This window comes from Virgibacillus sp. 6R (genome assembly GCF_001895305.1).
GTDB lineage: Bacteria > Bacillota > Bacilli > Bacillales > Amphibacillaceae > Virgibacillus > Virgibacillus pantothenticus.
Map to the genome: position 1 here is coordinate 1,093,128 of NZ_CP017762.1, position 22,527 is coordinate 1,115,654.

The window sequence follows — 22,527 nt, forward strand, 5'->3', positions numbered from 1 at the left end:
TACCCCACCTATTAATGGTTATTTATAGTTATTTTATGAGTTATAAGTTGGTTGATTTCTTGTTCTAGAATATCTTTAAGTCTATTTATTGTTTTCTCCTTAATAAAATTATTTACATATACAAACTCAATATTTAACTGATTGTTTACAATATTACCTAAAATAGATAATTTATAAGGAGGTGTACTATCTAATGGCTGTTCTAAAACATTGTTTGTAATCCTTTTCCACTCAATGTCTACAGAATCTGTGCTTTGTGAATCACCTTGGTAATTTACTAAAACATCTGGTAAATTGAAGTCTTTGAAAGTGTCGTAAGCATCTGGTTTTTCCCTCATATATTTTAGGATATTAAACGAATTACCATATAACGGAATATTACTTTGCGCTTTAATGATCCCTTCCAAAGTCTTTTCAAATTTATTCAAATTAATGTTTTTAAGCAAAAAAGGATAATTATTCACAAAAAACCCTACTGTATCGCTTAAATCTAATGGAGTATTGAAAATAGATGTTTCTCTCCCATGTCCATTAACACTAAATACGATATTTGAACTATTTCCCCACCTACATAAAGCCCTAGATACTAGTGTATATAAAACTTCTTTAAATCCTACTTTATAAAAACGAGTTGGTTCAGTTTTTAATATATAGGTTTGTTCTTTAGTTAATCTTAGTTTTACTATCCTCTGGTTGTTAAATGAATACGGTTCATCTAAATCTTCTACTAAGCTTTTACAATCTTTAATATTACTTTTTATTTCTTTCCAATAATTGAGGTCGTTTTCACCAAAATCACTATTGGCATAAATTTTACATTTTTCTATCCAATGGTCATATGAATTTGTATTTATAGAATTATTATTCTCAATAAATTCATTATCATTTAAATTGGTATATGTTTCTATAAAGTCTCTTTCTATTATTAATCTACTATAACTATCAGAATTTAAATGTGAAATTACCCAAATCACCCTATAGTTATAATCGTTTAATTTAACTAGTGCTATTCCACTTAGAAGATGATTTTCTGAAACTATTTTTTCTACTAGTGCTTTTTCAACTTGATTTATATCATAGCCTATATCGTCCGACAGAGATAAATCATACTCCATAATATCTAGGTCGATATATTCCATTGGTATAAATGACCGAAAAACCTTGCCATTATTAGCATAATTGTATGTGGCTCTAATCATCTTATGCTTTTCCAATAATAATTTATAAGTTTTCTTTAATGTTTCAATAGAAACTTTCCTATTACATTCTAAGGAGACTCCTAAAAAAAACTCTTTAGAAGAGAAGTTCGGTAAATTAAAAATCATTTTTTGTATATGAGATATCTGGTTAGCTGATTCATAGTCTTTATTAAAATTTGATTTTTCATTTCCTGGTTTATTCCTTGATGTTAAGTAATGTACTAAATCTTTAAATGTCGGATGTCTGTATAATTCTTGTAGGTCTACAGTAAAATTTAAGTTTCTTCTCAAGGATGACTGTACTTGTATAAGATGTAAAGACTCTCCTCCTAACTCAAAGAAGTTATCACTATCCTTGATGGTATTTACACCTAGAACTTCCGACCATAATTTACTCACCAGCTCCCTTGTTGGAGGTATTGATCTTTTCAGTGATATATTCCTATTATTATTTAGTTCACTTTTTTTCATGCTGCTCTTTCTCTTCTTAACTTGGTCATTGATCCAAAAATAAGATAAATCAAATGCATAGGTTGGAATGTGAATTCTTCTTTTTAAGTTATTGTTGTTTAACGCTTTCCAGTCTATATCTATGCCAATTTCCCATAGGGAACTAATCGCTTTATAAAAAACTTTTACGTTAGATTCATTTTTTATTATAGAGGGTAAAATATTAAGTTGTGTTTTATCAATATAACTTTCTATTAATGTAGTTAACGTATTAGTTGGTCCAATTTCGATTGCAATATCTACATTTTCTTTGATAAGTTCAAGAGTGCTTTCATAGAAGTTGACAGTACTTTTTAAATGATTGCACCAGTAAGTCGAATCTAAGGTATCCCCTTTACTTACTACTTTTCCACTTAAATTTGAAATTAGAGGGATATCTAACTTATTAAAATTAATGTTTTCATTTAAAAAATCGAAAAATTCATACTCTATGTTGTTCATCAATGATGAATGCGATCCACTTGTTAAAGGTAACACCCTATGCAAGATGTTCTTGCTTTCCAAATAACCTTTCAACTCATATATTTTATTTTCTAGACCGCATAAGACATATTGATTAGGGCTATTAATAGTTGCTACTTCAAAGTAACCAGGGAATTTCTCTGCTAATTTATTTATTTGTTCTTTGTTTCCATTGAATGCAAGTAATGCCCCTTTTAGAGGGTTACCTTCCATTAATTTCCCTCTAAAAACTAGTAAATTTAAGGCATCTTTTACTTCGAAATTACCAGCAATACATGCCGCAGTATATTCTCCTAAACTATGTCCAAGCACTATATGTGGAGTTACTCCCAAAGTTTTATATAACTGTGTAGTTGCATATTCTAAAATAAATAAAGCAACCGAACTAATATGAATATTATTTAGTTCTTTTTTATATTTAGGATTAAACATATATTCAGTAAAAGAAATCGGGTAATGTGATTTAATGAAATCTGAACATTCATCAACTGACTTTCTAAAAGCAGGGAATTTATTATATAACTCTAATCCCATCTCAATATATTGATTTCCTTGACCATTGTAGATAAAAGCAATTTTTGGTTTAGACTTCTGACTGACCCTTTTAAAATTATTTTGTTGTGTATCTATTAAATTTTTTAGCTTAGTAAATAACTCTGTTTCATCTTCTACAACTAAAGATGTACGGAAACCATGATCCCTTCTTCCTATTTGAAGTGTGTAAGCTAAGTCTCTTAGTATATTTTGATTCTTTTTATCACTAATAAACTTAAGCAATTTATTTGTATATGAATATAGAGAAGTTGATGATTCTGCCGAGAATGGGATTATTTGATAGTCGCTTATATGATTAGAGTATTTCAATTCTTTCATGCTATCACCTCTTTAAATGAGCAGGCAACAATAAAACTGCTGCCTGATCATAAAATTTATTCTGGAGCTTCTTCAAGAATCATATATACATTAGTCCCACCGATTCCTAGTGAAGTAACACTTGCTCTTAATGGGCTGTCTTCTGAAATCCATTCTTTATTTTCTGTATTAACGTACAGGTTTCCTTTATCAAAATTACATTCCGGATTTGGTTCGTTATAATTTATAGTTGGCACTAGCTCTTTATGCTTCAAGCATAATGCTGTTTTAATTAGACCTGCAACTCCTGCAACAGAATCTGTATGACCAATATTCGATTTCACAGATCCAATTGCACATTTTTGTTTAGTGTTTTTATACAGATTATTATATACAGATACTTCAAGTGGATCTCCAAGGTAAGTGCCTGTACCATGCGCTTCTATAAAAGATATACTGTTGGGATCAATGTTGAAGTCATTATGAGTCTTAGTAATTACTTTAAAAACACCATCATAACTAGGAGCAGTAAATCCTAACTTTGAACTACCATCATTATTCATTCCCATACCTTTAATTACTGCATAGATGGGGTCTTTGTCCTTTATTGCGTCAGACGCCCTCTTAAGCAGTACTATACCAACACCGTTACCAAAAACTGTACCCCCAGCATTCGAATCGAAAGGCCTGCATATTCCATCAGGAGAAAGAATAAAATTAGGTTCATAAATATATCCATTTCCTTGGTTCACTTGCACACACGAGGCACCAGCGAGAGCATAATTTGAATTTCCATTCAACAAGCTTTGACTTGCTAAGTGAACTGCTGTAAGCGATGTCGAACAGGCAGTATCAACTACTATACTTTCACCTTTCAAGTTTAGGGTATAAGAAGTTCTTGTTGCAATAAATTTATTCATAGTTGACATCTCGGACTGAAATTGTGACATCCCATCTGAAGATTTTGGAGTAATTTTTGAATACCCGCTCTCAGATCCGCCAGCATAAATAGAAGTGCTTGACTTGATATCATCTATATTATATCCAGCATCTTCAATTGCTTCCCAAGCACACATTAAGAATAGTCTTTGTTGAGGATCTAGTTGCTCTGCCTGTTTTATATTCATACCAAAGAAACCTGGGTCGAAATATTCTATATTGTCTAAATATCCGTATCTGAGAACTAGCCTTTCTCTTTCTTCTTCACTTAAATTATCGACATCGTAAGACATCCCACTTATTGGTAAGTCTGAAATTAAATCTCTCCCTTTAGCCAAATTTCCCCAAAACTCCAATGCATTTTCGGAACCCGGAAACCTTAACCCTATCCCTATTATTGCGATATCGTTGTTATTGTTGGGGGCTTTACAATGATTAACTTCATCTTTCATTTATATCACTCTCCCTGGCCACCTTCTATCATCTGGCTTAAATCTAACAAAGTTGGATATTGAAATAGTTCTGATAGTGATACTTCTATACCAAGTCTTTGTTCTAACAAATTTCTTACCTTTGATAATAATAAAGAGTTGCCCCCATGCTCAAAAAAGTTTCTGTTATGATTTATTTGCTCTTCTGATATCTCCAAGACTTCAGCCCAAATGCTCGATAATTTATTTAAGACATCGCCATGAGAATCCTCTACAATTGCATTATCAGTTTTAAATGAATATTCTTTTTGATCTAAAAGTCTATTTTTATCCACTTTTCCATTTGGCAATAGAGGAATTTCATTTACTTCAATGATTTCAGATGGAATCATATAAGCAGGTAATTTTTTCTTAAGTTCTCTTTGAATATACTGAGAGTTTAAATTTTCACCTTGATAAAAAGCTATCAACTTATCGTTTTCTAGAGAATCTTTTTTAGTAATAACTATTGCATAAGTTAACCCCCTTATTTTTTGTAAAGCAATTTCTATCTCGCTTTTTTCAACTCTGTGGCCTAAAATCTTTACTTGGTTATCTTTACGCCCTATTAACTCTATATTTCCATCGTATAATAATTTACCAAAATCTCCTGTTCTATAAAGGGTGTTATTATGACCATATCTGTCATTAATAAATACTTCATCATACTTTTCTTTTTCATTAATATAACTAGTAGCTAAACTGTACTCTGCTTCAATAAATATTTCTCCCATAACGTTTATAGGGCATGGATTCAAATACTCATCCATTATTTTAATTTTTATATTTCTAATTGGCTTACCTATAGGAATTATATGGGTTTTATCATTTAAATCTACAGAGTAAGTAGTTGCGCATACAGTAGATTCAGTTGGTCCATATGCATTTATAAACTCTATTTTATCTTTGGAATATCCCCAGTTATTAAACATATTGTATGTTAATTGTTCCCCAGCAATAAATATTCTTTTTACTGAAGAGAGTTTATTGAGATCCTCCTTACTAAAGTACAATCCCATTTGTTTAAAGTAAATTGTTGGTAAAGTCATTATTGTAATCTTATTATCCGATATAAAATCAATGAATCTATCTAGTTTTTTTGAAGAATTATCAATTAAATTAAGGTGCAAACCCTTTAACAAAGCTGGCCAAATTTCCCAAACAGAAGCATCGAAACTATGAGAAGAAAACTGTAAAATATTCTCATCGTCTTGAAAAAATGTAGTCATATGCTCACTTAAATTAATTACTCCCGAATGTCTAAGTGTTGTACCCTTTGGTTTTCCTGTTGATCCTGAAGTGTAAATAATATATGCTAATTCTTCAGAAGTAATTGAGTCGTTTATTTTATAGTTGATAGGATAATTTTTAATATCGTTTATGAGCACTACTTTATTATCAGGAACTAAGTTAATCAATGCTTCGCTGTTGGTTGTATCAGTGATTACAAAGTCTATATTACTATCATTAATCATATATTTAATTCTTTCTTTAGGATAGGTTGGGTCTATAGGAACGTAGCAGCTACCCGTTTTTAATACACCCAACATTGCAACTATACTACTAATATTTCTATCGATAAAAATAGCTATCTTCTTCTTTTCAGCACCATTATCATGCAAACAATTAGCTAGTTGGTTACTCCGATCGTCTAATTCTTTATAATTCAATGTAGACACATTATCAGATACCGCTAACGACAAAGGCCTTTTTAATGCTTGTTCGTTAAATAAATATGGAATATTAACTCTCTTGGCCATTGTTTGTTGTTGAGTTGAGTTTATTTCACTGTACAAAGACTTATCAAATTTAGGTAACAAATTTAATTCATTAACGTTTTGACTTATGCCTTTTACAAATTCGGTTATTATCTGTTCAAACATATTATGAAACCTAGAAATTGTTTGTTTATCTAGAATAGAACTATCATACTCGTAAGATAGGGATAAATGATCCTTATTCGCTTGAATATGCAAATTCAAATCTAATTTTGATGCGCTGTTTTCACCTTGTCTAATAAGTTTAGTAAACATGCTTTTATTTTCATTAGTTCTAGACTTATCTTCAAATAAGAAAGCCACATTGAAGATTGGGTTTTTATTGATTTCTCGCTCTGGGTTTATATCCTCAACTATTAGGTCGAATGGATATTCTGCGTTTTTATAAGCTCCTAATACTTTACTTTGACAATGATAAAGAAGATTCTTTAATGATTTAACATCATTTAAATTTAATCTGATAGGTAGAGTATTAACGAAAAATCCCATTACATTTTCTAGATTACTATTATTTCTTCCACTTACCGGTGTACCAACAATAATATCTTTTGATTTCATAACCTTACTTAACATCAACACATATGCCGAGAATAATACATTAAAAAGTGTAGCATCCTGTTCCTTACAGATTCTATTTACACTAGTAATCGGTATATTTACTTTTAAAGTATCATTAAAACCTTTTGCTTTTCCTCTCTTCCTATCTAATGGTAATTCAAGTGATGGCAAAGGGATTGATAGTGTATCTAACCAATATTTTCTTTGCGTTTCTAATTTACCTTCTATTATTATCTTGTTCTGCCAATACGCATAATCCTTATAAGTCACTGATATAGGTTCCTTTACTAAACCTTTATTGTTATCAAAATAATAATATTCAATCTCTTCTAGAAATAAATCAATACTCCATAAGTCTGTTATGATATGGTGCATGTTTAGGTATAACTTATATTCCTCATTATTGCATTTGAATACAGCAATCTTATACAAAGGTAACTTATCCAATTTAAATGGAGTCCCTTCTAAGTCCTTAAGCTTCAAATTTATGAACTCATCAATATTATCTGTATCAAGACCAGAAAGGTCACGATAATCTAATTTAAACGGTAGTTCTTTATATATTTTTTGTCTAATCTCTCCGTTTCTTTCTATGAAAACGGTTCTTAAGACCTCATGGCTATTAATAATTTTTTCTATTACTTTTTCAAGTTTTATTAAATCTAAGTTACCATTAAACTGATACATCATAGCAACGTCATAACTAGTTTTATTTTCTGAAATATTTTGCAACCACCACATTCTTTTTTGAGAGTGAGATAATTCATAATCATTTTCTTCTTCAATTTTCGGTATATTCTGTTCAATTTTTTCTTTATTTTTTAAATTACTTTCCACTAATCGATATAATTCATTAAAAGTTGGATTATTAAATATATCGTTCATACCAATATCGATGTAAAATAATTTATTTATCCGATTTACTAGGTGAATTGCTAATAAAGAATGCCCACCTAGTTCGAAGAATGAATTATTTTTATTCAGAGAATTAATATTAAGTAAATTTTTCCATATGTTCATTAGTTTATTTTCATTTACTGATAATTCAGTACTAAGTTGCTCACTGTTTTCATAAGACTTTTTATACTTCTCTTTTAGCTTTTTCTTATCTAATTTTCCATTCGAATTTAGTGGAAACTCATCAATTTCAATCAATTTAGTTGGAATCATGTAATTCGGGAGTGTCTTTTTTAAATAATCCATTATTTCCTGATTTTTATTCTCTGTACAATCAATACTATAAAATGCAACTATATTTTGGATATTCTCACCTTGTGAAATAGGAATAGCTGCTACTGTTTTTACTTCTGGAAACTTTAAAATACTTGCCTCAACTTCTCCGATTTCAACTCTTTGACCTCTAATTTTTAACTGTCCATCGTTTCTACCTATATACTCTATGTTCCCACTTGGTAATAATTTTGCAGTATCTCCTGTTTTATACAAAGTTATAGTATCATTAGAGGGATGTTTTACAAACGATTCTTCTGTTTTTTGTTTTTGATTTATATACCCTCTTGCTAAATTTTTACTACTCTCGATATATAATTCACCTGGAACGTTTATCGGACAAAGTTGCATATTGTCATTTAAAATGTGGAAAGAAACATTATTAATAGGCTTTCCAATTGGAATCTTGCTTTGTGATAAACAACTAAAGTCTTCTTTTTTTACAGTGAATGATGAAACATAAATTGTCGCTTCAGTAGGGCCATACAAGTTTACGACATCAAAATTAGCTCCTTTGTTCCACCATTCATTAACGTATTCTAGTTTTAAAGCTTCACCACAAACAGCGATTTTCTTCCAATTTTTTATACGCTCAACCTGATCTTTACTTACTATTTTTGCAAATTCATGGAACATGGCAGTAGGCATTATTGTCATATCAGCATCTAGTTTTTCCGCAATATAAGTAAATTTATCAACTGATAATCGCTCCTCATCAGACAGAATATATAAGTGAGATCCCCTCAATAGTGATAACCATATTTCCCCGGCAGATACATCAAATGTATGTGATGAGGATTGTAAAAACACTTCTTGCTTTAAATTCCTTTCATTATTCTCTTGATTTGTAGCCCAATTTTCTACCAAATTAATTACCCCAGAATGATTAACCATTACTCCTTTTGGTTTACCAGTAGATCCAGATGTGAATAATATATATGCTAATGAAGAAAGGCAGTTTTCATTATTCTTTAAATTACATATTTTCCGGTCAAACTTATCGACATTTACAGTTTGACAATTATCAATAGACACACTACTTTTCGTAAGCACATATTTAATATTACATTGTTCAATTATATATTTAATTCTTTCTGGAGGGTAATTACTATCAATTGGAACATAAGCTTGACCTGTTTTAAGTATTCCAAGCATTGCAACAACTGAACTGATGCCTCTTTCCATCATAATTCCAATAGGTTTATTATTATTTAGTTTATTTACATTTCCAGCAATTATATTTGCTTCATTATTTAATTCATTATAAGTTAGTGTTTTATCTTTAGATGATATGGCAATTCTATCGCCATTGGTTTCAACCTGTTTTTGGAACATAGCATCTATTGAACTATTCAAAAGACTTTGCTTATTATCATTAATAGTTGTATATAGTTTCTTATCATCATCTGTAATTACTTCGAATGAGTTTATTTGGATTTCTAAATTTGAATACATATCATTAAAAATTTTTTGCATAATTTCTTTATATCTATTAATAGTTTGGGTATTAAAAATGTCAGTATTATATTCGAAAGAAAATTCGATATCATTACCATTTTTAATTGTAAATAATGTTAGGTCCATTTTTGAATTATTGTGTTCAACAGAATCATCAATTGATGATAACTGCAGCTTTTTATCATTATTTTTTTCGTCTATATGTTCAGTAAAATAAAACATTGTATCAAATAATGTGGACCTACTAGCATCCCTTTCAGGTTCAACTTTCTGAACAAGAACATCTAATGGTACATCTTGATTAGAAAAAGCCTCAAACAAGTTATTATTAACTGTTTCTATTAACTCATTTAAAGTATCATTTTCGTTTATGCTTATGCGAAGCGGTAATGTGTTTACAAAAAAACCAATCGTATTCTCTAAATCAATTTGATTCCTTCCTGATACTGGTGTTCCAATAATAAAGTCTGTATCATTCGTTAATTTATTTAATAAAATTACATACGATGAAAGTAAAACGGAACTAATTGATACGTTTAATTTCCTTGAAATTTCACCTATTTTCTTAGATGAATCATTAGATAAATCGGACTTTAATAACTTACCTTTATAGGAAGATTGCTTTGGTCTACTATAATCTAAAGGTAAATTTAATAATGGTAATGGTTTCTGTAGTTTTTCTACCCAAAATTCTTCTTGGTCTTTCCAGGTTCCGTTATTTAATTCTTTTCTTTGCCAAACCGAGTAGTCCGAATAACCAATCACATCTTGCAGATCAGTGCTATCAGCACCATTAAGTAAATCCTCATAAATAGAAGTAAGTTCATTGAAGAAAATATCTGTACTCCAAGCATCAAAAATAATATGATGAATATTAATATATAACCTATAATCTAATGCATTAACTTTATATAGAATTATTTTAAATGGCGGCTTTTTTGTTAAATCAAATGTTTCATCATTTTCATGGTCTAACTCCATTTTTAAGACATCTTCTCTATCGTGAGCAGAGTGGGAAGAGATGTCACAAAACTTAAATGGAAAGTAAGTTGTATCTGAAACTTTTTGTTTCGGTGTTTCGTTTTCTTCATAAAAAATAGTTCTAAAAATATTATGTCTTTCAATAACCTTTTTAATGGCCTTTTCAAACTTACTTACATTTAAGAAGTCCCGTTGCTTAACAATTATCTGCTTAACTATAGGTATATTATAAAATGTACTACTAGGGTTTAGTTTATATAGATACCAAAGCCTTAATTGAGCATGAGAAAGGTAACTAGTTTTTAGATTGTTTTTTACGATTTTACTGTAATTATTATTTTCTTTCTTGGATATATAGCTTGCTAATTGTTCAAGCTGGGAATACTTAAATATGTCTCTTAGGTTGATATCAATATCTAATTTTTTTCTAATTTTATTTATTACTTTAACAGCTAAAAGAGAATGTCCACCTATTTCAAAAAAATTATCTGTGACGCTAATCAAATCTCTTTCTAAAACCGATTCCCATATTTCGACTAGCTTTCTTTCATACATATTTGCAGGCTTCTTATAATCATCCTTCTTTATCTCTTTGCTTACCAAAATCTCTAAAAGAGCTTTGTTATGGACTTTACCACTTACGGTAGTTGGGATTTCGTTTATATTTATTACGCTACTCGGAATCATATAAGTTGGTAATTTATCAATTAGATAACTCTGTATTTCTTCCAATTCAATTTTCTGTTCTTCAACTTCATCAATAATAAATGCTACCAATTGTTTAGAATTATTTACATTATGGGGTATTACTACTGACTCTTTAATATCTTGATGCTGATTTAAAATTCTCTCTATTTCACCTAACTCAATTCTAATACCTCGAATTTTTACTTGAGCATCTTTTCTTTCATAAAAAATAATGTTACCGTCAGCTTCATAATATCCTCTGTCACCAGTTTTATAGATTCTTTTTCCTTTATTAAAAGGATGACCAATAAAAGCATTATTAGTCTTTTCATCATCATTTAGGTAACCCTTCGCTAGTCCAATTCCATCTATATATATATATCCGACCACTCCGATAGGTACTGGATTTAAAGATTTATCTAATATATATACCCCGTTGTTATCGATAGGTTTACCAACTGGGATAGCTCTTCTATCGCCATCCGTCTTTTTACATTTGTAGACAGTCGAGTCTATTGAAACCTCAGTTGCTCCCCATTGATTAAATAAATCCACTTCAGGTAATTTAGAGAAATGGAGGTTAACTAACTCGGGTTTTAATTCTTCCCCACTTGAAATGATTGTTCTAAGATTATTCAGGTACTTTGCATTATCTTGGTTTATTTCCTTTAAGAACATCTTAAATACGCTGGGAACAAATTGAATTACTGATACATTATTTTTTATGGCATTTTTTAAAATAGCTTCTACATCTCTATGCAATTCAGGTCCAAGGACTGAGATACGAGATCCAACTATTAAAGGCCACAATATTTCGACTGCAGAATCATCAAAAGAAAGTACAGTTTTTTGTAATACAGTTTCAGAAGGCAGTAATTTATGGTAGTTTTGCATCCATAAAACCCTATTTAACCAACCAATTTGTGTACTCGCAACACCTTTTGGAGAGCCTGTTGAACCAGAGGTGTAATAAATTGATATTAAGTTATCATCCTCTATTGTTACATTTGGATTTTGATTATTATATTCTTCAAAAGGGAATGTATCCACAAGTAATGTCGGTATATCCAAATCCGGCAGATTATCATAAATATTTTTCTGAGATATACATATTAGTGGATTTGCATCATTGATAATCTTTTGTATTCTTCCTTTTGGGGCATCAGTATCAATTGGTAAGAATGCACCCCCAGATTTAAGTACCGCTAAAATAGAGACAATCATATTTAAAGATCTTTCTAAATGGATTACTACAGGAACGTCAGGTCTTACACCTTGTTTGATTAAATAAGTAGCCAATTGATTAGATTTTTTATTTAACTGATCGTAAGTTAATTTCTCTTTATCTGTGAAGATAGCAATAGCATCGGGAGTTTCTTGTACTTTCTTTTCAAACAGTTGGTGAATTAATTTATCTGTAGATAAAACTTTCTCTGTATTATTCCACAGTTTAGTTACTCTATTTTGGTCCGTATTTGATATTACTCTTAAGTTATCGATACTCTTTTTTGGATTCTGATCTACATCTAAAACTAATTCATAATAACTGTTAATTATACGATGAATTGTTTCCGAGTTAAATAAATCGGAATTATATTTAAATTGTACACTCAAAGAATCAGTGTGCTCAGTGACCGAAAATGTTAAATCATATTCAGATTTTCCATTCTCTCTTTTCTCCTCAATTATATCCAAACCTTTAATATTAGTATTAAGTGGGACTTCTGTTTGAAACTCAATTTGGAAAATTGGTGAAAAACTAGGGTATCTTGTTGGCTGAACTGTCTCAACAACTTTCTCAAAAGGGACAAGATTATTGTCCATAGCCTCAAACACATTATTCTTCACAAGATTCACAACATGATTAAAATTCATGTCTTTTTCTAAATACGTGCGTATTGCTACAACATTTATAAAGAAACCTATTGAGTCTTTAGCATCTGAAGTTCTTGTTGAAATTGGAGTACCAATAATAATGTCGTCCCTATTAGTATATTTAGATAATAAAATTTTAAAAATTGATAACATAGTTATATAAATTGTTGAATTAGATCTTTTCGAAATACTTTTAATACTGTTATAGACCTTTTCAGGTATATCTACGAATATTGAATCACCATTATTTGACTTTACCATTGGCCTAATTTTATCGGTAATTAAATCTATCATTGGATCTACACCAGATAACTTCTTTGACCAATAGTCGAGTTTGTCAGTTATTTTCTGTTTTTGTTCCCATAGACAGTAATCCGAATACTGAAAATCAACTGTAGCTAAGTTATGATTTCTTCCCTCTAAAAATTTCAAGTATAACGAATTTAGCTCATTGAAAAAAATAGTTGCTGACATACCATCAAAAATAATATGATGTACACTTAATATTAGATAGTGATAAGCATCATTTAACTTTAGTATCTCAATTTTATATAATGGGCCATTTGATAAGTCGAAAGAATGGCTATCAATTACTTTAATAATAGAATTAGCTTTAAATTCTGGGTTTTCATCAGAACTAATATCCCTAAATTTGATGTTATAATTGCTTTCTTCTAATATCATTTGTTTTGGTTCGTCATCATCTCTGTTTACTATACATGTTCTAAAAATATCATGACGATCTATTATAAGTCTTATCGAATTAGTTAATGCATTAATATTTAAGCTTCCTTTTATTTTAAAAACTCTGGTTATGTTATATGTCGTATCTTTAGGTTCCAATTGCTGACTAAACCATAATCTTTTTTGCGCATATGATAGTGGAAACTCATTAGAAGTAATTACATTTGCTTCTTCTCTATTTGAGTTGCGTATTCTTAAATCATTTAACCTATTCCTAATTATCTGACTTCTATTCAGGTCAACTGTCATTGCTTTCTTCATTATCACTCTCTCCTTTATAACCTTCAGAATCTAGTAGTTTTTCTTCTACTATAGATGAAAACATTTTTAGTGTGGGGGAATTAAATATACTACTTATTGACAAATCAAAATCGAAAAGCCCGTTTATTTCAGAAATCATTCTCATAGCATAGAGAGAATGCCCTCCAATAAGAAAAAAATTATCATAACTTTCGATAGAGTCTACACCTATAACATTACACCATAGATCTCCTATAAACTTCTCCATTTCAGTTTTGCTTTCACTTTCAAAGTTAAGCAAATGATCCTTCTTTATAGTATATAATTCATCAATATCAATTTTCCCATTACTGTTAACAGGAAATTTATCGATAGTAATGATTTCTAAAGGTACCATATAATGTGGTAAATATTCTTGTAGCCATGTGATTACTTTACTAGTTTCTACATTGTTATTACTCGTAATAAAAGCTACTAATCCTTTTTGGTCTTTTACGTTCTTAGATTCTAATATCACTTTGGACTGAATAATATTTGGATGTCTATTTAAAATTCGTTCAACTTCATCAATTTCTATTCTATAACCGTTAATTTTTACTTGGTTATCATCTCTACCAATGAATTCTAAGTTACCATTTTGTAGAATCCGTCCCATATCACCAGTCTTATAAATTTTTTCTGACTTGTTAAAAGGGTTATTTATAAATTTTTGTTTCGTTAATTTAGGATTATTTATATAACCTTTCGCTACACCTAATCCTCCTATATATAATTCGCCTATTATTCCCTTTGGCACAGGACGTAATTTTTTGTCTAGAATATAAATCTGTGTATTGAATATTGGTTTACCGATAGGAATATGCTCTTCATGCTCAGTATCTCCTAATTTGTAGACTGCGCTACCCACAACTGTTTCTGTTGGGCCATATTCATTTATTAAATTTACTTTTCTATTAATCCAATTAGAAATATTATTTTGGGTTAGTTGCTCGCCTCCTATTATAAACGTTTTAACGTCTATCTCATTTTTGGGGATATTAGATAGTAATCTGAAATGAGAAGGAGTTATTTTTATAATACTTTGATTAGGATATTTTTTCAGATTTGTAATAAATCCTTCAATACCTAAACTGTCTTTACTCATGAATGTAGTTTTACCAGTAAGTATAGGTAAATACAAACTGGTTATTGTTAAATCAAACCCAATTGATGAATGAACAATTGAACCAATACCTTCATTGTTCATATAATTCTCCATACCCCACTTTAAATAATTCATGATCCCTCTTTGAGATATTTCTACTCCTTTAGGGTCTCCAGTTGTACCCGAGGTGTAGATAATATAAGCGGTATCAGATGGATTAAATTTACATATATCGATAACATCTAACTCTTTTACATAAGAGGCTTTTGAGATGTTAATCATATTTAAAGACAGATTTTCACAGGAACTATATGTCAAGTTATCACACACTAACCATTTTAAATCCGAATTACTTATAATATAGTTCATTCTCTTGGGAGGTATAGAAGAATCTAAAGGAATATAAGCAGCTCCTGCTTTAATTATTCCCAGTAAACAAATCAATAAATCTACAGACCTCTCCATAAATACTCCAATTAAAGTGTTTGATTTAACTCCTCTTCTTTTAAGGTAATTAGCAAATTGGTTAGATAATTCATTTAACCTTTTGTATGTTAATTCACTTTCAGAATCAACTACTGCAATATTAGATGGTGTATTTTTTACTTGGGTTTCAAATAAATTATGAATATACACATCATTTGGTAAATGTACTATTTCGCCAGAAGAAATTTTTGATATATCCCTCTGTTCTTTGGATGTCAAAATATTAATATTAGAAATCTTATCATCTAAATAATCTTCAATATTATTTAAGATATTAAAGAAATGATTTAGTATTAGCTTCGAATATTCTGATGAAATATTTTTACAATTGTATTTTATAGTTAAATTTAATTCTTTTTCTTCTCTCACAATTATTGTAATAGGATAGTTATTTTTTTCATATGTCTGAACTTTTTCAATACCGATATTTCCCCAGTCTTGTTTTTCTAAGGAAGAGGGGTATTTTTCATAAACAAAAAGTATATCAAAAAGGGATCTATCATTCTGTATTCCGGCCCATTCTCTAATCTTAAGTAATGAACTAAATTGATTTTTTTCAAATTGACTTATTGTTTTCTGATTCTTTAAAATCCAATCAGAAAATATCATCGATTCATTTAATATTAATTTTATTGGAATAGTATTAATGTAAGCACCATATGAATAATTACTACCAGGTAAGTCTGTTGGTCGTCCAGAAAATGCGGAGCCATAAATTATCTCTTCTTCCGATGTATATCTATTTAATAGTAATGCCCAAATACTTTGAAATAGAGAATTCATAGTAAAATGATATTTTCTGCCCAATTCTAAAAGTTTTTTTGTTAAATTTTCTTGAATATCTATTGACTCCTCTAAAATTTGTGCTTGGTTGGTATTTTTATTATTAGGAAAAAAATTAGGATTGGTTATATTACTACTTTTATTTAGTTTGGATTTCCAAAATAATTCTGCTGCTGAATTGTCTTTTTTATTCAACCAACTTACATAATCACTAAATTTTATACTTTCTTCATTTTTCTTTAGATCAAAAGAATCAATATATCTTCTTCTTAATTCTTCTAAGAATATAGAATGACTCCATCCATCTAACAGAAGATGATGCCTGGTAAAAATCAATTTAAAAGTATCTTCCGCAATTTTAATTAATCTAAATCTAAATAAGGGAAATTCTAATGATACTTGTCTTTTGTCAAAGTCCATTAATTCATTGAGGTTATAATCTTTTTTTATTTCTTGACTTAGATCATTAAAATACCATGGCAATAATAGCTTATTATGCACAACTTGATATGGCTTCTCTAATCCTTCCCAAACAAACTCCGTTCTAAATACTTGATATTTACCTATCATTACATCTATACATTGTTTAAGTTTGTTGACATTGAGGTCTCCTTTAAAATTTATAACACTTTGGACTATATATAGATTTTCCTTCTTATCAAATTCAGAATGGAAAAGTATACCTTCCTGACAAGGTGAAAGTTCAAAAATATCTTCAATATTATTTATCATTTATGATTCTCCTTGATTATTAAACTAATAACTTTTTCAATCTCTTTGCCTGATATGCTATTAGCAGAGTATGCATTATATCTTGTGTAATCCATTGATAAATTAATTATTTCCTTTAAAGTGTCGTTATATTTTTGCAAAACTTTTTTTATAGTTTCACATGAATGGATATCTGAGCTAAATTTCCATTGTATGTTAAATCTATCATTAGTAACTAATGCGGTAATATCAATTAAATGAGATCGCTTTTCGTTATCGCCTATTTCTTTATTAATTAGGAATTTTTCTAATTTAAATAGAGAATTATTAAAAATTTGATCAAATTGACCTAAGTAATTGAATTTCACATGCCTTTTGGGAAGATTTAGTAAATTCAGCTTTAACTTAGTGTCTTTTTCTTGATATCTAAACATGCCATAAGACAACCCTCGATGCGGTATTTTACGCAAAGTATTATGAACATTATTTATTGTTTCACTTATATCTTCTCGTTTTTTTCTTGTTTGCAAAAGAACAGGAAAAATACTCGTAAACCATCCAATCGTTTCAGAAACATCAATATTTGTGCCTATAGACTCACGACCATGTCCCTCCAAGTCTAAACATAAGTAATTTCTACCACTCCACTCGTTAAATGAAATTAATAAAGCTGTAAGTAGAATATCATTTATATGACATCCAAACGCTTTTGGAACGGATCTAAGCAGTCTATCAGTTTCTTCTTTAGATAAACTATCTAAAAACATCATCTCATTTTTCATTAAATTTTTTCCATCATAGTTATCCACTAAAATATTAGTGGAAGGTAAAGTGAAATTACTCCAAAATATTTTATCCTTTTTAAACGAGTCCGAGTCTGTTTCTATAATGTCATTAATTTCTTCACTCCAAAGCCTGTAAGAAGTTGTAGGTTTCATATTAAATATTTCTTTATTTTGTAGGTTAGTATAAATTTCCTCAATATCTTCTGCTAAAATACGCCAAGAAAGCCCATCTACTATCAAATGATGAAGAATAAGTACCAGTTTATCTTTATTTCCATCTGGCAATTTTATATATATCGCCTTAATAAGGGAATCCTCAGCCAAATCTAAATTACTTTGTTCATTTTGAATTATATTTTGTATTTCATCTTTTAAAGTATGTTTTAAAGCTTTTGATCTATCATGGATGTAGAATGGAATCTCTTTGAGGTTTTTATTATAACGATGTTCCCATTTATTTTTTATTTGTATAAAGTTAGATTTAAGAACTTCATGCTTATCTAATAATAAATTCAATGTTTTTTTAAGTAAGTTTAGATTGAGAGGTTTAAGTATTACTAAAGGTAGCGACATGTTGTAAAATGATGGGTTAAAAAGTTCCTTCTCAAAAAATAATTTTTGAATGGGTGTTAATAACTGATGTTCATTTTTATATTCTTCAGGTAAAAAAATTTGATTTTTGTTTGTGTTAGAACAATTATTTAATATTTCCTTTATTGTCTCGAATTCAAATATTTGGTCTACTGTTAAAGTTATTCCCTCTCTTTTTGCTGTATTAACAATTTGAATCGCAAGAATAGAATCTCCGCCTAATTCAAAAAAGTTATCTTCCAAACCTACATCCCTTAGTTTTAAAGATTTTCTCCAAATTTCAGCCATTTTTTGTTCAATATTGTTTGTTGGTTTGATGTAGTTTTTCTCACTGTAATCTGGTTTCGGGAGCAAATTTCTATCAATCTTCCCATTATTATTTAGTTTAAATTCTTCTACTATCATGATTTTAGAAGGTACCATATAAGTAGGTAATTTTTGTAACAAAATATTTTTCAAATCTTTTTCTGTCATTGCGCTATCATCTTTTAATTTAATGTAAGCTACAATACGTTTGTCAGTCTCATCAAAACTGTAGCTAGTAACAATAGAATCTTGAACGCTTGTTATTTTATCTATTATATTTGTTATCTCCAGTAATTCGATTCTATAACCCCTTATCTTAACCTGAAAATCATCTCTCCCAATAAATTGAATGTGCTTATTTTTATGTAGTCTTCCAATGTCTCCTGTTTTAAATAAATACTCTCCTAAATCATCGAAATGATTTGGAATAAAACTGTTCATTGTCTTATCAGGTAGATTCCAATACCCCTCAGTTAATCCAATACTACTTATATATATATATCCCTCGTTACCGTGAGACACTTTATTTAGATTATCATCCAATAGATATAAGTTAGCGTTATCAATTGGTTGTCCAATAGGTACATAATTATTTAATTCCGCTCCATCATCTTCCCAAGCTGAAACAGTTAAAGACGCTTCGGTAGGTCCATATAAATTAACTAATGTCGACTTAGTCATCTTTTCTCTAAATTCGTTAACTATTTTTATAGTTAACGCTTCTCCAGAAGAAAACACTCTCCTTAAACTCTTACACTGAGTAACCTCTTCATGGTTTAAAAACTGCTTTAAGATAGAAGGCACAAACACTATATTTGTAACTTTGTTATTTACTATAAGTCTAACTAAATAATCAATATCTCTTTGGCCACTAGGTCTAGCTATTACCACCTCCGACCCACTTATTAATGGTAAGAAAGTTTCTCTAATCGATGCATCAAAAGTGTAGGGAGCTTTAAATATTACTTTGTCTTCTTCATTAATTGTGAATGTATCTTTCATCCATAATAAATAGTTAGAGATCCCTTTATGTTTAATAGGGACTCCTTTTGGTAAACCAGTAGAACCTGAGGTATAGAGAAGAGACATTAGATCATCTATACCTGAGTTAATATCAATATTATCATCTGAATACCCTGTAATAATTGCTTCATCATAATTCTCAAAAGTTAAATCATCAAGGATATCTGAGTCTATCTTTTTATTGCCAAGAATATATTTTACACCAGAATCCTTAATAATATGTTTGACTCTTTCTTTGGGAAAAGATGGATCAATAGGTAAATATCCAACACCAGTTTTTAAAATTGCAAGCATAGAAATAATCATTTCGAAAGATCTTTCCATATATAAACCTATAACTATGCCCTTATTTCTTCTTTTATCAATTAAATAGTTCGCTAATTGATTGGATTTCTTATTTAAATCATTATAAGTTAAACTATCGCTATGAAGTCTTAAAGCAATTTTATACGTGCTTATTTTGACTTGATATTCAAACAGCCTGTGAATACAATTAATTTTAGAATATGCAAATTTACTTTTCACAGCTTACTACAACTCCTTAATAATAAAATTTTTAAAAATATCAATATTTAAGTGCAATAGTTCCGAAGAGTTGAAGTCTAAATTGTTAACACATGTAGACAGTAGATAATTAGTATTAACATCATAATTTTCAAACTTATAAGACTCCTCATCACGATTATCAATTACATAGTTTGAGTTTATTTTTTTAAATCCAAAGGAGGTTAAAGGAACGGATAAACCTTTGCCAATGTTTTTTAGATAACATTCTTTTAATGTCCATATATCATAAAAGTAGTCTAATTTTTCATTAACACTTTTAGCTTCGAATACGTCTCTTTCAAAATCACAAAATACACCACCAATAATACCTAAATCAATATTAACTTTTTTTTCTATATCAATACCGACTGTATGAAGATTATCAAATATTGCAGCTACTAAATTGTGGGAATGAGCAATATTAAAGTTTATATTATTTGTGTCAGCTAAGTATGGTTTACCGAATTCACCTAATCTAATATTGATATTATTAAGAGTATAGTTATAGTTTTTTATCAATACATATCTAATTAATATTTTTCCTAAAAGTGATTGATAAAAGCTTTTTTTATTTTTAATTCTTAACAACCTTCTTTTTTCCTCTTTAGGTAAGATATGTAGAAACGATTGAATTTGTTTTTCTTCAATAGAATCTGGAACTTTAACTATATAAATATATGGTTTTGAACGATAAGAACTTATATGCATAATCATACATTCCTTCAACATGTCGTTATAATAGCACATTAGCGCGTTTTATTGGAGCTAATTTCTTACGTGGTGTTAAGTAGTTCCAGATCTTTAATAATCTTCTTCTCAATTTAAGATCGATAAATATCAAACCGAATTCTGCAGCTCAATTAGTCAACAAAATCAATTTCATAATTAATTATTTTTTGCTTTTTTCTTCCTGATTGTCACACTGCCATTTCTGTTTGTAGCCCAGAATTACTAACTCAGACCCAATAGATTTTCTGTTCATATTGGTCTAATAAGCTGTGTAGTTCTTTCTTGGCAAAGCTTAAGCCGATTTCAATTCCAACACTCTTCTTCGCTTTATCTACCAATTTGGTTGCACGTTGGATGCCGACTCCACGCTTTACAACGGTTTTCCATTCTGTCAGTATATCTTCTGGCATTTTATCACGAATGTCAGATGGGAAGGGGAATTTACGCAATGTATATAATGCGGCCTTTCCATCCCATTGTTTAAATACATCCGGAAACTCTGGAAAATAGCGCTGCATATTATTTTGAATGCGTCCTTCTGTGACAATCTGCTGTTTGATGAGTTGATCTCGTAATTTGATCGCTTCTCTTAACTCAGCATATATGCCATTGAGAAGATTTGGTACGGAGTATCTCCCATCCTTCACCAGTTGCGCAATCACACGGGCATCCTTGGTATCATTTTTTGTTGGCGAGTTGTCATCCAGTTCTTTTGACTTCTTCACATGCATCGGGTTAACCAATACAAAATCAATATCCCTGCTGGTCAGATAATAACCTAAACTCATCCAGTAGTGACCTGTTGGCTCAGCACCTATGATCACATGGTTTTTATCATTTTCTTTCTGGAGCTTAAAAATCCATTCCAGTAGGACTTCAAAGCCTTCTATTCGATTTTCAAAGATCAATCTTTTCCCAAATTCATAGCCTCTGTCGTCCTGTGCTCGCGCCACATGTTTGTCTTTCGCAATATCTACCCCTATGACTAGGGTAGATGGTGTGATTTGCGATATTTTGTGATTTTGGTTATAATTCATTGGTGAGTCCTCCTTGGTATTTATTAATTTCGGTGTCATGATCATGACACCCTGTACTATACCAAGAGACTTTTTTTGTTCAATCCTCAAATTTCTTCATTACAGGAATGCTCCTTTTATATTTGTATCTTAATCTTAACATGACAAGTAAATAAATATTATTGGGAAAATATATGACTTTTCGCTAGTATTCGACATTATTCTACCAGTTTATTTTGCGTTTTTTTCATCATATTTCCTAATTCAAGAAATATTGTGTATTTATATATATCTCATGAACCCGAAAGTATATCCAACTACTTGGGTATGTTTATGGCAGACTAACTCTTAGAGTAGCATTTATAGCCTTTTTAAGATATCAAAAATTTAAGGAGCAAAGCTCGTGAGAAAAGGAGTATTCTTA

At 29.8% G+C, this 22,527-nt stretch carries 6 protein-coding genes and 1 pseudogene; all 7 read right to left on the reverse strand.

All coding sequences use genetic code 11. The annotated features are described in order from the left end of the window. Positions 1-11 precede the first annotated feature (11 nt). Positions 12-3,044: an acyltransferase domain-containing protein gene (locus tag BKP57_RS05000; RefSeq protein WP_072741098.1), complete on the reverse strand. Its 3,033-nt coding sequence runs from the start codon at positions 3,042-3,044 to the stop codon at positions 12-14. Between the two features lie 56 nt (positions 3,045-3,100). Further along, the gene (locus BKP57_RS05005) at positions 3,101-4,414 is read right to left on the reverse strand and encodes a beta-ketoacyl synthase N-terminal-like domain-containing protein (RefSeq protein ID WP_072741099.1); all 1,314 of its coding nucleotides are present in this window, start codon (positions 4,412-4,414) and stop codon (positions 3,101-3,103) included. 5 nt (positions 4,415-4,419) lie between these two features. Continuing rightward, positions 4,420-14,004: a non-ribosomal peptide synthetase gene (locus BKP57_RS05010; RefSeq protein WP_072741100.1), complete on the reverse strand. Its 9,585-nt coding sequence runs from the start codon at positions 14,002-14,004 to the stop codon at positions 4,420-4,422. Next, entirely contained in the window at positions 13,982-17,128 is a 3,147-nt protein-coding gene (locus BKP57_RS05015; protein ID WP_072741101.1) for a non-ribosomal peptide synthetase, read from the reverse strand. Before BKP57_RS05015 ends, BKP57_RS05010 begins: the two co-directional genes overlap by 23 nt. Continuing rightward, positions 17,125-20,337, reverse strand: a complete 3,213-nt coding sequence (locus tag BKP57_RS05020; protein WP_072741102.1) for a non-ribosomal peptide synthetase — start codon at positions 20,335-20,337, stop codon at positions 17,125-17,127. The genes BKP57_RS05015 and BKP57_RS05020 overlap by 4 nt, the downstream gene beginning before the upstream one ends. A 6-nt stretch (positions 20,338-20,343) precedes the next feature. Then, positions 20,344-21,072, reverse strand: coding sequence for a 4'-phosphopantetheinyl transferase family protein (locus BKP57_RS05025; RefSeq protein WP_198035020.1), 729 nt, complete (start codon positions 21,070-21,072; stop codon positions 20,344-20,346). 263 nt (positions 21,073-21,335) lie between these two features. Next, positions 21,336-22,124, reverse strand: a pseudogene (locus BKP57_RS05030) (IS110 family transposase); the annotation flags it as partial. Positions 22,125-22,527: the final 403 nt, after the last annotated feature.